This is a genomic window from Aquimarina sp. AU58, from assembly GCF_900312745.1.
Taxonomy (GTDB): domain Bacteria; phylum Bacteroidota; class Bacteroidia; order Flavobacteriales; family Flavobacteriaceae; genus Aquimarina; species Aquimarina spinulae.
The window spans coordinates 198,105-213,295 of the sequence record NZ_OMPD01000014.1 but is presented as its reverse complement, the minus strand read 5'-3'; the positions used below and the strand labels follow the sequence as shown (position 1 = coordinate 213,295).

The 15,191-nt window shown below is 33.8% G+C and carries 14 protein-coding genes; 3 read left to right on the top strand and 11 right to left on the bottom strand.

Annotated features, from left to right (window positions below; translation table 11 throughout):
• Window positions 1–15 precede the first annotated feature (15 nt).
• Together DK441_RS12650 and DK441_RS12645 are read left to right on the top strand one after the other, a co-directional pair.
• A complete protein-coding gene (locus DK441_RS12650; protein WP_109851050.1) occupies window positions 16–918 on the top strand; it encodes a FecR family protein in 903 nt (300 codons plus the stop codon).
• 78 nt (window positions 919–996) lie between these two features.
• On the top strand, window positions 997–3,564 hold the full coding sequence (locus DK441_RS12645; RefSeq protein WP_109851049.1) for a TonB-dependent receptor domain-containing protein: 2,568 nt from the start codon (window positions 997–999) through the stop codon (window positions 3,562–3,564).
• Here DK441_RS12645 and DK441_RS12640 read toward each other — a convergent pair.
• Together DK441_RS12640 and DK441_RS12635 are read right to left on the bottom strand one after the other, a co-directional pair.
• Window positions 3,561–3,836, bottom strand: coding sequence for a hypothetical protein (locus tag DK441_RS12640; protein WP_109851048.1), 276 nt, complete (start codon window positions 3,834–3,836; stop codon window positions 3,561–3,563). The genes DK441_RS12645 and DK441_RS12640 overlap by 4 nt on opposite strands.
• A gap of 5 nt (window positions 3,837–3,841) precedes the next feature.
• The gene (locus DK441_RS12635; protein WP_025665297.1) at window positions 3,842–4,084 is read right to left on the bottom strand and encodes a hypothetical protein; all 243 of its coding nucleotides are present in this window, start codon (window positions 4,082–4,084) and stop codon (window positions 3,842–3,844) included.
• A gap of 172 nt (window positions 4,085–4,256) precedes the next feature.
• Between DK441_RS12635 and DK441_RS12630 the strand changes: the two genes are divergently transcribed.
• Entirely contained in the window at window positions 4,257–4,763 is a 507-nt protein-coding gene (locus DK441_RS12630) for a CvpA family protein (protein ID WP_109851047.1), read from the top strand.
• Window positions 4,764–4,818: 55 nt separating this feature from the next.
• Here DK441_RS12630 and DK441_RS12625 read toward each other — a convergent pair whose 3' ends face one another.
• The 9 genes from DK441_RS12625 to DK441_RS12585 form a co-directional block, all read right to left on the bottom strand.
• Window positions 4,819–6,705, bottom strand: a complete 1,887-nt coding sequence (locus DK441_RS12625) for a SulP family inorganic anion transporter (RefSeq protein ID WP_109851046.1) — start codon at window positions 6,703–6,705, stop codon at window positions 4,819–4,821.
• Between the two features lie 97 nt (window positions 6,706–6,802).
• Complete coding sequence (locus DK441_RS12620; protein WP_109851045.1) at window positions 6,803–7,435, bottom strand: carbonic anhydrase family protein; 633 nt, start codon at window positions 7,433–7,435, stop codon at window positions 6,803–6,805.
• A 102-nt stretch (window positions 7,436–7,537) separates the two neighbouring features.
• Window positions 7,538–9,094 carry a SulP family inorganic anion transporter gene (locus DK441_RS12615; RefSeq protein WP_109851044.1) on the bottom strand — a complete coding sequence of 519 codons (1,557 nt, stop codon included), beginning with the start codon at window positions 9,092–9,094 and terminating at the stop codon, window positions 7,538–7,540.
• Window positions 9,095–9,218: 124 nt separating this feature from the next.
• Entirely contained in the window at window positions 9,219–9,548 is a 330-nt protein-coding gene (locus DK441_RS12610; RefSeq protein WP_109851043.1) for a hypothetical protein, read from the bottom strand.
• 78 nt (window positions 9,549–9,626) lie between these two features.
• Complete coding sequence (locus tag DK441_RS12605; protein ID WP_109851042.1) at window positions 9,627–10,376, bottom strand: tetratricopeptide repeat protein; 750 nt, start codon at window positions 10,374–10,376, stop codon at window positions 9,627–9,629.
• 3 nt (window positions 10,377–10,379) lie between these two features.
• The gene (locus DK441_RS12600; protein ID WP_109851041.1) at window positions 10,380–12,146 is read right to left on the bottom strand and encodes a BatD family protein; all 1,767 of its coding nucleotides are present in this window, start codon (window positions 12,144–12,146) and stop codon (window positions 10,380–10,382) included.
• A gap of 55 nt (window positions 12,147–12,201) precedes the next feature.
• On the bottom strand, window positions 12,202–13,086 hold the full coding sequence (locus tag DK441_RS12595) for a tetratricopeptide repeat protein (protein ID WP_109851040.1): 885 nt from the start codon (window positions 13,084–13,086) through the stop codon (window positions 12,202–12,204).
• 6 nt (window positions 13,087–13,092) lie between these two features.
• Window positions 13,093–14,127: a VWA domain-containing protein gene (locus tag DK441_RS12590; protein WP_109851039.1), complete on the bottom strand. Its 1,035-nt coding sequence runs from the start codon at window positions 14,125–14,127 to the stop codon at window positions 13,093–13,095.
• Between the two features lie 59 nt (window positions 14,128–14,186).
• Complete coding sequence (locus tag DK441_RS12585) at window positions 14,187–15,191, bottom strand: VWA domain-containing protein (RefSeq protein WP_074405729.1); 1,005 nt, start codon at window positions 15,189–15,191, stop codon at window positions 14,187–14,189.

Below are 15,191 nucleotides of genomic sequence, written 5' to 3'. Positions count from 1 at the left end.
TACAAGGTAGAAATTATGCTCGACGAAAAGGAAAATACATATCTGGCAAAGTGGTTAAATAACGATCTTAGCCCCGAAGAATTAGAAGAGTTAAAAAAGCTTCCCGAATATGACGATTATAAAAAAATCGTAGAAGGGCTAGCCTATTTTAAAGCTCCTTCTTTTGATCTACAACCGTCATTAGCAACAACTTTAGGCAAAATTTATCGGCCCAAAAAAGCAAAGGTAATTAACCTAAAGCCAATCGTATATACTTTTACAGCAGCAGCCTCTATAGTATTAATTATTGGGCTTTTCTTTAATACGGTGAGTTATACAGCAGATCTCGGACAACAATTGGCTGTTGTTTTACCCGATGGAAGCTCTGTGGATCTTAACGCTGCATCAACGCTTACTCATAGACGTTTTTTCTGGTTACAAAATCGAAAAATCACCTTAGAAGGAGAAGCATATTTTAAAGTAACTTCTGGTTCTAATTTTACCGTAGCCACCAAATTAGGAAAAATCGAAGTTTTAGGAACTCAGTTTAATGTAAAGAGTAGAGCTGCCGAATTTAGTGTAGCTTGCTATGAAGGAAAAGTTCGGGTATCGACACAAGATAACCAACAAAAGATATTACAAAAAGGGAATGGTGTTTCGTTAAAAGACAAAAAACTTATAGACGAAACCATAACAGATCAGGAGCCTTTGTGGAAAAAAGGAGAGAGCATTTTTAATAGTGTTCCATTAATACATGTATTGGATGAATTAGAGAGGCAATATGATATAACTTTTAGACGTGATAAAATTAATCAGAATCAGTTGTTTACAGGTGGGTTTAATTATAATGATCTAAGTATTGCCCTAGAATCAGTATTAGTTCCTATGGGGATAGAATATGTAGTTAACGGGACTACTGTTTTACTATCGGTACCCTAGTTTCAGAAATCAATCAATTCGCACATTAATTATTTAAGAATCTTAACGTTTTAGAATTCTCTAAAACCCAACCATACAATGAAAAAAACTCTGCTACTCTTACTTTTTTGCACATGTTCTATACAAGCACAAATCACCAAAAGCTACAATGAGACACCTTTACAACAGGTGCTTAACGAGTTATCAGAATCGTATGATCTCATTTTTTCATTCAGTAATGAAACCGTAAAAAACAAGGTCATTACATTGGCTATTAACAATACTCCGTTGGACGAGGTTTTGATTACTTTAAAAACACTAACACATCTTAATTTTAAAAAAATATCAGATAGACAGGTGGTTGTTAGTTCTCCCAGCAATAAAGTTGAAGTTTGTGGATATCTCTTCGACGAAACTACCAACGAACCTCTCTCCTATGCCTCTATAAGTATTGAAAGTACTAAAACAGGTACAATTGCTAATGATGATGGTTTTTTTCAGTTAGGAACTATCGATCAGAACGAATCGATCACCATACAGTATGTTGGTTATAAAGACAAAGTGATGAAGGCTTCTTCTTTTAAAGCTTCAAGTTGTCCCAGAATTCAACTTTTTATCGAAAGCACCTCTTTGGCAGAAGTGCTTATTGTAGAATACATTACTACCGGAATTGACAAAAACATTGACGGCTCATTTAGAATTTCGAATGAAGAAATTGGTATTCTTCCCGGTCAAAGCGAACCTGATATTTTTCAAAGTATCCAACTTATTCCTGGAATAAACAGTCCCGACGAAACCGCAACAGGAATACAAATTCGAGGTGGATCACCAGATCAGAATCTGGTACTTTGGGATGATATAAAAATGTATAACACCGGTCATTTCTTCGGAATGTTTTCTGCTTTTAACCCTAATGTAGTTAATAGTGCCAAAATATTTAAAGGAGGTGCAGATCCAAAATATGGCGATAGAGTATCGGGTGTTATTGATATTTCTAGTGATAAAAAGATACCTAAAAAATTTAGTGGTGGTGCAGGAGTCAATGGTACTCATGCCGATATTTTTATGAAAGTTCCTGTAACAAAACCTGTAGGTTTGATACTTTCTGCTAGACGATCTTATACCGATATTTTTGAAACTCCAACCTATAATGCGCTTTCTGAAAAAGTATTTCAGAATACAAAAATAGTCGAGAACCCCAATCAAACACCAGTAACAGGTGAAGAAGAGGATGACGATGAAGAAGAACGGGAAGAAGCAATTGCCAAAAATAATTTTTTCTTTTATGATGCCAGTGCAAAACTAATTATTGACGCTTCAGAAAATGACAAAATTTTAGCGAGTACCATTTATACCAACAATGATCTTGCTTTCGAAATTAACGATGATGAAGATTTGATTACCGATGATCTTGAAATTCAAAATAAGGGAGCTAGTCTTTCCTGGGAAGGCACTAAACTAGAGTATTTTCATCATAGTTTAAAAGCATATTATTCTAAGTATGATTCTGATTACTTGTTTACCGAAAGGCAAGAATTACAGATAGAAAGACAATCGGTTAGAAAGAATACCGTAAAAGATGTTGGATTAGATTTTAATATCACCTATGACCTTAACACCAAAAATTCACTCATGTTGGGGTACCAATTTTCTAATAGTGAAGTGTCTTATGCAATCACAAGAGAAGCTGAATTTGAAACACCGATAAATGAGTCAGGTAGCGTAAAAAACAATGCAAATACTATATATGCAAGCTATAAGTTTTTACCAAAAAACAAGAGTTTTATCAATCTTGGAATAAGAACATCTCATTATTCAATAATCGATCAATTGTATATTGAGCCCAGAGTAAATATTGAGTATCCTATTACTAATCTTTTAAGAATAAAAGCAACAGGAGAACTTAGATATCAACCAATAAGTCAATTAATCGAGTTTGAAGACACCCAGCTTCGCCTGGAAAATAATTTATGGATACATGCCAATCAAGAAGTTCCTGTATTAAAAAGTACTCAGTTTTCTACAGGGCTATTATTCTCTAAAAAAGGTTGGAATTTTGAGGTTGATGGTTATTATAAAAATATTGATGGTCTAACATCAGTCACCAACGGATTTAATACTATTAATAGTGATTTATCTACAGGAGAAAGTATAATTTATGGAATCGATATATTATTAAAAAAGAAGTTCGAAAATTTTCGAACCTGGATAGGATATACTTTTAACGATATCAAATATACTTTTCCTGAAATACAGGAAACCTCTTTCTCTGGGAATAACGACATCACTCATAATTTTAGAATTTCTAATACATATGAAATTAATGATTGGGAATTTTCTTTGGGTTGGTTATGGCGATCTGGAGCTCCTTTTACCGATGCTGATCTTGTAAACGACGAGATTGAATATGGAGCTGCCAATGCAAAGCGTTTACCAGAATATCATAGGTTAGATATCTCTGCCATTTATCGATTTGATTTCAACAAAACTAGTAATTGGAAAGGGCAAATAGGAGCTTCAATACAAAATATATATAATAGACAAGTGCCTATCTCTATAAGCTATAGGGTAGATGATAATGCGACTACCGGAGAAATAGAATTGGATAGATTGCAGCAAGAATCCTTAGGAATTACTCCTAATGTAGTTTTAAGAATCTATTTTTAGGTGTTTTTAATGATTTGCAGAACCTCATCCCGATGTAATAATCGCATCAATGTTATTTCCTGTTCTGATGTTATAATTCCTACCAAATAGTAAAACCCTATGCCCATCTTGTATGCCTTATCATTACCACTTATTGTTTTGAAATGCGGTACATCATTTACATTTTTGGCAGTTTTTAATGATTCCAGAACATCTTTCACCTTATGCCGTAACGAAACATCTTTAACGCTTTTAAAATCTTTTGCAAATTGTGAAGAGGTTTTTAGTACCATGTCTGCTAGGAATTAAATAATTCTTCTTCACTTACTGTGACCTGTGCATTTGCCTGTTGCATTAAAAGCAATAACCCTAAGTCCTCCTTTTGATCCAAAGACAGTGAATCCATCTGTTCTTTTTGTTTTTGTTCTATATATTGGATGATGGCCTTTTCCATAATTTTTTTCACGCTAGATCCCTCTATTGCTGCTATAATCTTAAGTTTAGGGATTATTTGCTCATCAATATCTATTATTTTTCTCATAGTATATATTATATATATAATATGCTAAATATATAAAAAATTTAAAATATCATCTTTTTAGGAATATCATTTATCAAAACAAATTCTAGTAAGAGTATATCTCACAAAGCAAAATTGAATGTGTACTTATACACAGAAAGAATTATATTTGAGATTCAATAATCATTTATTAATGAATTACATCGATATTATTTTAGGAATTCTTTTGTTATGGGGATTAATAAAAGGATTTAGTAAAGGGTTGTTTTCCTCATTAGCTTCTCTTATTGCTCTTATAGTAGGTATCTATATTGCTGTTCACTTCTCGCATATTGTTGGGGGATATCTTCAACAATATGTAAATTGGCAAGAAGGAGCTATGAAATTAGTAGCTTTTGCGATAACTTTTATTGTAGTGGTTATCCTTGTTTCTTTAGCTGGTAAAATTCTTACTAAGATAGCAGATTACGCTGCACTTGGTATTTTAAATAAACTCTTGGGCGGTGCTTTTGGAGTGCTGAAAATGGCATTTATCGCCAGTGTTATTATTATTTTTATAGATGCCTTAAATAGAAATATTACTATCATTAAAGAAGAAACGCTTAATTCTTCTGTATTATACACTCCTGTTCGGAAGTTGGCACCAATGATATTGCCTGATATCCTGAAAAATGTTGACAAGAAAGAACAAGAGATTTAATAAAACAAGAAGATCCAGAAAAGCTGGATCTTCTTGTTTTATGTCTTAATAGTTTTTAATCTTCATCAAATGAAATACTCGACACTGTATCTTCTACGATATTTCCTAAATAGGCAATACAGGAATCAAAATCTTCAAATATGTAGGTAGAAGGAACCAAATCTGGAATGATATCAATTCGTTCCATCATATATCTTGGTTGATTTAGTAATCCTACAAAAAGAACTTTGATGCCCTTTTGCTGTAAATCCATAATCATTTCTTCCATTGCATATAGACCAGATTGATCCATATATTGCATACGATCTAAACGCATAATCACCACAGAAGAAGTGTCTGGGATCTGAGCGGCCAATTGCTGAAAATCACTCGTAGAACCAAAGAATAATGGACCTTTAAGATGTTTGATAAATACTTCTTCTTTTAGTTTAGTAGGGAAACCTTTTTCATCTTTCCATGCTTCTTCTTTAAGTGATTTCACATCAGAACGCTCTGCGGTAAGATCCCCGATTTTTTTCATAAACATAAGTGATGCGATCACTAATCCGATTCCAACAGCGTAAACCAGGTTCCAGAAGGTAGACAATACCAACACGATTAACATAACCAATACTTCAGAACTTAACTTAACAGGCCCTACCTTGATATCTCTTGGTAAACTTGGTATAGCTTTTAACCCTTTATAATCCATTACACCAATCCCTACAGTAATCAATATTCCTGCAAGTACTGCAGCAGGTATTTTTGAAGCTACCGGAGCAAGTCCTATCATAACAATAAACAACACTAACCCAGCAATCATTCCTGACAATTTAGTTTTACCACCAGAATTAATATTTACCACTGTTCTGATAGTAGCACCAGCACCAGGAATACCTCCAAACAATGCTGCGATACTGTTTCCTATTCCCTGTCCTACTAATTCTTTATTAGGTTTATGTTTGGTTTTAGTCATATTATCTGCCACTACACTGGTCAATAACGAATCTATCGCTCCTAATAATGCCAATGTAAGTGCTGTAAAAATATAAGGAGTAATACTAGCTAGACTAAATCCAGTAAATATCTCCCATTTAGGAATAGGTAATCCGCTTGGAATTTCTTCTATAGGTCTATAGTCTAACCCAAAACCATAAGCAATACCAGACATCACTATCAATGAAACCAGAGTACTTGGTACCGCCCTGGTAATACGTTTAAAGCCATAGATAATAATAATAGTACCAATAGCCAGCAATAACTCTAACCAATTGATGTTTCTCATAACTCTTGGAAGGACTTTAATAGCTCCTAAAGCACCTGAAGCTTCTTTTGCTGCCAGGGTTTGAGATTCTTGCAGGATATCATCCTGTGTAATTTTTTCTGCTCTTGAGATGGTTTCTTTAAAATCTTCGAGTACCAAAATATCTTCTGCAGCTTCTTCTTTAAGAATATTTTCGAGGATTACTTCTTCTGCCTCTGGTTTGAATTGAGCTACAAACTCTGCATCTTCTTTTGGGTAATAACCAAATGAAGGTAATATTTGCGTAAGTAAAATGATGACACCAATTGCTGTCATAAACCCAGAAACTACAGGATATGGAATATATCTAATGTATTTACCCAAACCAATAGCTCCTAATCCTATTTGCATCAATCCACTCAACAAGAAAACTGTTAAGATCGCCGGAAGGGCTTTTTCAACACTACCATCATTGGCTGCAATAATTCCAGCAATAACAACCATACTTACCGCAGTCATAGGGGCAGTTGGGCCCGAAATTTGTGTGTTTGTACCACCAAAAAAAGCTGCAAAAAAACTAATGAAAATTGCACCATACAGTCCAGCTGTTGGTCCTAATCCCGATGACACTCCAAAGGCCAAAGCCAAAGGCAATGCGACGATACCTGCCGTTAATCCACCAAAGGCATCTCCTTTCAAATTACTGAAAAATCCTTTCATTTATATATTCTGGTTTTTGTTAAAACTTTCTAAAAAATACTAAAAAAATACCGACACTAAGTAGCATCGGTATTATTTTAATAAAATTTTAGGAGTCCTATCCTTCAAAAAACTTGACACTTCCGTCACTAATATCGTACATACCACCAATAATCTTAATTTCATCATTGGCTTCCATCTCACGAAGGACTTCACTTTGGTTTCTTATATTATTGATGGTCATCTCTACATTTTTTACAGCTACTTCATTTACAAAATTAATATTTTTAGAAGTTCTTTCAGCAGGAGCGGCTGGTTCTGCAACCGCGGCAACTGCAGGCTTAATTTTACTTAATAAAGCTGTAAGATTTCCTAGTTTTGCATCATCGCATGCTCCCTTTACGGCTCCACATGCAGTATGTCCTAATACCACAACTAGTTTTGTTCCTGCAAGCTTACAGGCAAACTCCATACTACCCAGAATATCTTCATTAACAAAATTACCAGCTACACGAGCGCTAAAAATATCCCCAATCCCCTGATCAAAAATTAATTCTGAAGAAACTCTTGAATCTATACAACTAAGGATTGTAGCAAAAGGATATTGTCCTCCTTTAGTATCACTTACCTGATCTAAAAGGTTTCTATCTGCCATACGCTTATCCTGAAATCTCTGATTTCCTTCTTTAAGCATCTGTAGTGCAGTTTGCGGAGTAACTGCGGCCTGTGTTTCTTTAGTATGTGCTTTCATTTATTATATTTTTATTATTTATAATTGTGTGATGAAATTTACCATCTAATATTTCAGCTAATTTAACGTATCTATTGGTGGCTCATTTCTTTGTTTAAAAATTTATGCAGTTTTAGATCTAAGCTTAAAAAACTTAATGTAACTCTCTGGATTTTCGACAATACCTCTTTCTGAAATCAGATTAATATCAATATTTCTGTTTCTTGCTTTTTCAGAAAAATCTTCAAGAATTTCTACGATATCATAATCCAGAAAACGTGTTTTTCTAACATCCAAGGTAAGATAAGTATCTTCTGGCAAACTATCAAGTTCTTTTAAGATGGCTCCTTTATTGAAAAATGTTACCTCTTCTGCAAGAGTCATTTTTACCTTACGTTTTCCATCGCTTTCATCTTCTATATGTAAGAAATGTGAGTTTTGATAGCTCTTAAACAAAATTACCACAACTCCTACCATCAATCCTAGTCCGATTCCCCACAACAAATCGATAAAAACTATACCCAAAACAGTAACTATAAAAGGTACGAATTGTTTCCAACCAGATTTCCACATAGTGGCAAAAGTAGCAGGTTTAGCCAGCTTATATCCTACAATTAATAATATAGCTGCCAATACAGAAAGAGGAATAAAGTTAAGTAGTTTTGGAATAGCAATTACAGAAATTAATAGAAAGAACCCATGAACAATTGCAGAAAGTTTTGACTTACCTCCAGATTGGATATTTGCAGAACTACGAACAATTACCTGCGTGATAGGTAACCCACCTATAAGTCCCGAAATGATATTTCCTGTTCCCTGTGCCAATAACTCTCGATTTGTTGGAGTAACTCTTTTTTCTGGATCAATTTTATCTGTAGCTTCTACACAAAGTAAGGTTTCTAAGCTTGCTACCAGAGCAATAGTAAAAGCAATTAACCACACATCTCCCTGCGTGATCACTTCGAAATTAGGAAAACTAAATTGCCCGAAGAAACTAGATATATCTGATGGGATTGGTACGTTTACCAGGCTTTTGGGATTAATCCCTAAAGTTCCGGATGAGCCAAGTATTTTATAAAATACAATTCCTACAACAACGGCGACTAAAGGCCCTTGTATTAATTGGAATATTTTTGCCTTTTTAGTAAGTACATTACTCCAAAGAATTAGTATCCCCAGACCTATTAAGGCAATAAGGGTACTCCCTATACTTAAATCTATAAAAGAATTAAAAATCTGCTCAAAAGCACCTTCTCCTTTTCCCGGAATATACCCAAAGAAATATGGGATTTGTTTCAGGATAATGATAATTCCTATACCGGTGAGCATTCCTTTAATTACAGAAGAAGGAAAATAATATCCTATTATTCCTGCTTTTAATAATCCCAGTACTATTTGAATAGCTCCACCCAGAACAACGGCAACCAGAAAGTTTTCGAAACCTCCTAATGATCCGATCGAGGTTAATACAATAGCGGCCAGTCCAGCAGCTGGTCCACTCACTCCAATTTGAGAACCACTTAGGACTCCTACCACAATACCTCCAATGATTCCTGCAATCAATCCAGAGAACAAGGGAGCACCACTGGCTAAGGCAATACCTAAACATAGCGGTAATGCCACAAAAAATACGACAATACTTGCCGGTAAATCATTTTTTAATGTTTTAAAAAAATTCATAGCAATAATAATTCAATTTATATTTAACATAAGTGTTAGTGTAATAAAAAAATTACCAAAAGAACGTACAGACCCTTTACTCATGTAAAGCATCAGTATTCAAAATTGGTGTCGATAATATACTTTATGAAACTTCTGGAGGAGGGGTTTTCTGTTCTAGATAAACCGAAGTATTATGCGCGTAAAAATAAGAGTACAAACTAATGTATAACTCAGCCAATCTGGCTTGGTTTACCGGATTTTCTTGGTAAATCTTATCTTTTTCTTTTTTATCCTCTTTTTCTGAGTTATCATTTTCTTTGGATTCAGATTTTTCTTCAGAGTCATCTAAACCCAAAATCATTGAAGTGTTTTCTTTATTATACATCTCAAATAGCTCTATCCCATAATTGGCTATACTTATAATAAAGCCAAAAAGAATTAGAAATTTTGCTATTTGAAGTTTGATAATCACTATAGGGTAATTTTAGAAAGCAAAAATAACAGTATTGCTTTCAAATGTTGTTAATGTATTGCAAATTTTATTGATCAATTATAACTCTCTTAAATCTGTTTTAGGAATCCAACCAATTTTCCCGTCGGCAAGTTTAATTTTTTTCCAATCATTTACGGTTTCTGTTACCTGTACTTTGGTTCCTTCATGAAGTTCAAAAACTTCTTCGCTTCTAAGGTTTGGTTCACTTTTTATAGTTGTTTCCTGAGCAAAAATGATTGCAAACTGGTTGTTCTTAATATAATTGTATTGTGAGAAAGCAAAGAATACTCCAAATAATCCCAAAATTAATATCGCCCATGACCCTACAAAGAATATTCTCTTTTTTGTAGAGCTATGTGCTGTATAATATAAAATAAACAGGATAACAAATGCAATAATACAGATCACCGAAAACCATGCCCAGCTATCAAAATCCATCATATTAGTAAATTTCTTAAATGTTCTCGAAATAAAACCTTCCGGGATTACATCTATTGCATCTATTGTTGCTTTCTGGGCAAAAGCCAGGTTGTTTTTGATATCTTCATCATTAGGCGATAATGCTAACGCTTTTTCATAATAAAAAATACTAGGACCTATGTTAGTTAATTTATAGTTTGCATTGCCTAGATTATAGTATAGCGAAGCTGATTCCTGACCTGTATCCAAAATCGATTTATATGCATCTATAGCTTCCTGATACTTTTCTTGATTATATAATGAGTTTCCTCTCTGAAATGCTTCTTGATTCTGAGAAAAACCCAATGCTATACTTAAAAAAATAAGTGTTTCAACTATTCTTTTCATACATTATAGTTGTTTATCTATTGAGGCAATTACTCTAGAGGCTTTATCATAATCCTGTTGCATTGCTGAAGTAGAAGATGGAGTATATCTTGCAAACTCACAACTCTCTAGCAATGCAATAAATTCTATAGATATCGCATCTTCAACATCACGCTCTTTTAATAATCTTTGGATACGTTCTTTACTCATATCGCTTGTCTGGATATGTAGCTTTGCTTTTAAATAATTGTGCAATGCTCGTTCCATAGCAATATAGAATTCCTTTTGGTTTCCCAGATTTTTTTTAGCTTCAGAAAGGTATTTACGAGCCAGTTTATCTGCTTTACGTACTCTGTTTCCACTTATATCACTTAATCGTTCTTGTCTTTTTTTACCAAAGAAAAGGAATAAAGGAATTGCTAATAACGGTGCAGTTAATGATAACCAATACGCGGTAGACTTAAAAAAGTGTTCTTTTTGAATAGTGTGAAGTTCCGCATTTAGTTTTAAGAATCTAAATTGATTTCCTGCTTGAGTCACCAGCTTTTTATTTGTTCCTCCTGATTCTGATGTAACTACGGTATCACCTCCATCAGGGCCATTTTTTACATTAATTACAATCTCATCCGATGTAATTCTTTTATAGGTTTCTGTTTTCAAATCAAAATAAGAAAACGAAATTGATGGTATAGGATATTTACCTTTATATTGTGGTACTAAGGTATAGGTATCAGATATGCTGCCTCCCATACCTGTTAGATTTGTTCGCACTCTTTCATTATGCTGAGGTTCGTATTGTTCTAAACCATTTGGCACATTAAGCTTTGGTAAATCAAACAGCTTTAAATTACCATTACCTGTAACCAAAACCTTAGCATCAAGGGATTCTGTAGCATCCAGCTCTGTTTTATTAGTGGTTACTTTAAAATCAAAATCTCCTACTGCCCCCGAAAAATCATCTGGTTTTCCTTGTATTGGTAAGGGTTTTGCTTCTATTACTCTATTACCTGCAGCAACAGTCTTATTAACTGTCGTATACAGTCTACCTCCAAAAATATCTCTTCTTTTTGTGGGAACATCTACAGAAACGGTTAGGGTAAGAGGTTCTATATTTAATTTACCTGTCTTTTGTGGGTATAGTACTGTTTTACGAAGCACGACATAACGATATGGTTCACCTTTATATTCTCCATTTTCAATTTTGAGCTGTTTCATATCGATCGCCTGACTCCAAAAATCGCTATATTTTGGACTGTCTAGCTCTCGCCAGTTACTTACACTAATTCTCGGACTAACATACAGTTTATACACTACTGTAATTGCTTCATTCAAATAGGGATCTGATTTAGAAACTTCCGCTATAAGATGAAGGTTTTCACTTGCAACAAAATCTGTATTATTACCATCCTTTGGTTTATCTACTGCACCTGTAACCTCAATTCTAATGGGTAATGTTTTATATGTTTGCCCATCAATCTCTATAGTTGCTTGTTTTATAGTAAATTGTCCTCGACGTGTAGGTTCAAGAAAATAACTAAATGTTTTGGCGTATGATCGTTTTCCATTAACCCAAGAATTACTAATAGATTGATTAGGTCCGCCTACAACGGTAAACCCCGAAAAGGAAGGAGGTGTAAAATTGTCTCCATCTTTATTCATTTCAAAATCCACTCGTAATCTTTCATTTACACCTAACTTTTTCTTGCTTACTTTAGCCTCAAACCTCACTTGCCCCAATGCAAACTGCATTGTGGTTAGAAATAAGGTTAGAAAAATTAGTTTTAGTTTCATTTTTTATGCTATTTAGATCGTTAGATTTTTAAAACCTAACAAGTCTTTTATCAAATTACCAGTCTTTATCTGTTTTAACTTTTGACCCCTGAGCTTTTTTGGCGTTAATCTTATCCTGAACTTTCTTTTCCTGATTGTTCATAGCTTCGAGTAAGCTTTTAACCTGTTCTGGGGATAATTTACCCTGAACCTGTTGTTGTTGCTGTTGTTGATCTTTAGGTTCACCTTCCTGTTCTTTTTGATCTTTTCCTTTATCCTTCTCATCTTTAGGTTCACCCTTGTCATCCTTTTCTTTATCTCCCTCATCTTTTTTATCCTCTCCTTTATCTCCTTCTTTATCCTTTTGATCTTCTCCCTTTTCTTTTTCCTTATCTCCATCATCTCCCTTTTTATCTTCTTTATCGTCTCCCTCTTTCTTATCCTTATTATCTTCCTTCTGATCTTTGTTTTGGTCTTTATCCTTATTCTGATCGTTTTGTTGTTGCTGTTGTTCTAGCATTTTCTTTGCCAATGCCAGATTATAACGCGTTTCATCATCTTTGGGATTATTTCTAAGCGCATTTTTATAAGCTTCAACAGCTTCTTTATATTTTTTTTGCTCCATATAGGTATTTCCCTGATTATGAAATGCCTTATGTTTTTCTGACTTAGCCGAAGCTACCTTAGCTGCTTCTGTATAACGATGGGTAGCTTCATCATATTTTTCAGAATTATAGTATGCATTAGCCAAATTATACTTTGCTGTAGGATTTACAGGATTTTTGGCAATTGCTTTTCTGTATTCTCCTTCTGCCTTAGGAAAATTTCCATCTTTAACCAGAACCTTATTACCTGTAGCTATAAACTGGTTTGCTTCGTTAATAACTTGATCACGATTCTCTTCCTGAGAACATATGATCCCTATCTGAAAACATAATATAACACATAAAATCTTTTTCATACCTCACTATTGTTCGTTAAACAGGTTTAATTTTTTTACCCAAGATGTTTTTCTTTCTAATAAGAAAATATCTAAAAATAATAATAACAATCCGGCAAACAGAAACCACTGAAATTGATCTTTAAAATCTGCAAACTGCTTGGCTTCAAATTCTTTTTTATCCATATTTTGCAGTACAGTAGTCACTTCTTCTACAACTTTACTTGTGTTTCTACCATCAATGTATGTGCCATTTGCTTCATTAGCAATTTCCTGTAAAGTTGTCGGGTTTAATTTGGTAATTACAGTACCTCCCTGACTATTTTTCTTGTACGTTTGTACAATTCCATTTCGCTTTATAGGTATGGGTGCTCCTTTTTCTAATCCTACCCCTATTGTAAAAATCTTAATTCCTTCTTTGGCCGCTTCTTCTGCAATGGCTTTTACATTACCTTCATGATCTTCTCCATCACTTACAATAAATAAAACTCTATTGGTTTGTTCTTCATCATTATAATATGTTTTTGCTAATTCTATAGCTTCATAAATTGCAGTTCCTTGAGAAGATAGCATTTCTGTATTCATAGATTGTAGAAACATCTTTCCCGAAGCGTAATCTGTAGTAATTGGCAATTGAGGAAAAGCACTACCTGCATATGCAATGATCCCAATGCGATCGCTTGCCAGATTATTGATAATCTGGGTAACCAATTGCTTTGATTTTTCTAATCTATTGGGTGCAATATCTTCTGCTAGCATACTTTTAGATACGTCTATTGCAAAAACGACATCTACTCCTTCTCGTTTTACGGTTTCGAGTTTTGTACCTACCTTAGGATTAACCAGGGCAATCACCAGGCAAGCCAGAGCTAAACTAATTACAATAATCTTTAATATTGATTTAAAGATAGATCGATTAGGGCTCAATTTTTTAAGAAGCGCTGCATCTGCAAACTTCTTCTGAGCTGTCTTTTGCCAAACTAACACTCCCAAAAACAGCAGAATTAGTACTGGAATACCCAATAATAACCAGAAATATATTTTCTCTTCTAATACGTACATTTTCTACCTTATTCATTAAACCTCATCTGTTTTCAAAGCCTGTGAGGTTTATATATTTTTTAAATAAAACTTCTAAATATTGTATACCTAAACAAAAATTCTATAAAAATTAATAATCCTGCCAGCAGCACCAATGATCTAAATTTTTCTTCATAATTATAGAATTTAAATTCTTCGATATCTGTTCTTTCTAATTTATCAATTTCTTGATAAATCTGTTGTAATTTTTTGTTATTTGTTGCTCTAAAATATTTACCTCCGGTAACTTTAGCAATTTCTTTTAATAAATCTTCATCAATTTCTACTTGCACTCTACCATATTGAAAAGATCCGTTTGGTAATATAGCTACAGGAGCCAAAGCCATTCCGTTTGTACCAATACCAATTGTATAGGTTTTAATACCATACTCTACTGCTAGTTCTGAAGCAATCTTAGGATCAATAAAACCTGCATTATTAGAACCATCTGTAAGTAAAATAATCACTTTACTTTTAGCTTTACTGTCTTTAAGTCGATTTACAGATGTTGCCAGTCCCATTCCTATTGCCGTACCATTCTCTAAGACATTATCATATTTTACATCTTTTAAACTACCTAGCACAATTGATTTATCACTTGTAATTGGAGTTTTGGTAAAGCTCTCTCCGGCATATACGACCAAACCAATACGATCATTGGGTCTATCCTTAATAAATTCTGCGGCTACTTCTTTTAATGCTTCTAACCTGTTTGGTCTAAGGTCTTTTGCCAGCATACTGGCAGATACATCTATAGACATCACAATATCGATACCTTTGGTAGTCTTGGTTTTGGTAGATACATCTACCGTTCTAGGTCTTGCTAATGCAGTAATAATTAAAGATAATGCTATTAGGCGTATGATAAACAACAACGGTTTTAATTTGGTGAGCCAGCTTCCAGAAATTTTAAATCCTTTAACGCTAGATATTTTTAAAGCTGCTTGTTGCTTATTTCGTTTCCATATATACCATCCTATAGCTAATGGAAGTAGTAAAAACAACCAAAAAAACTGTGGATTTTCAAATGTAAAATTTTCAAACAT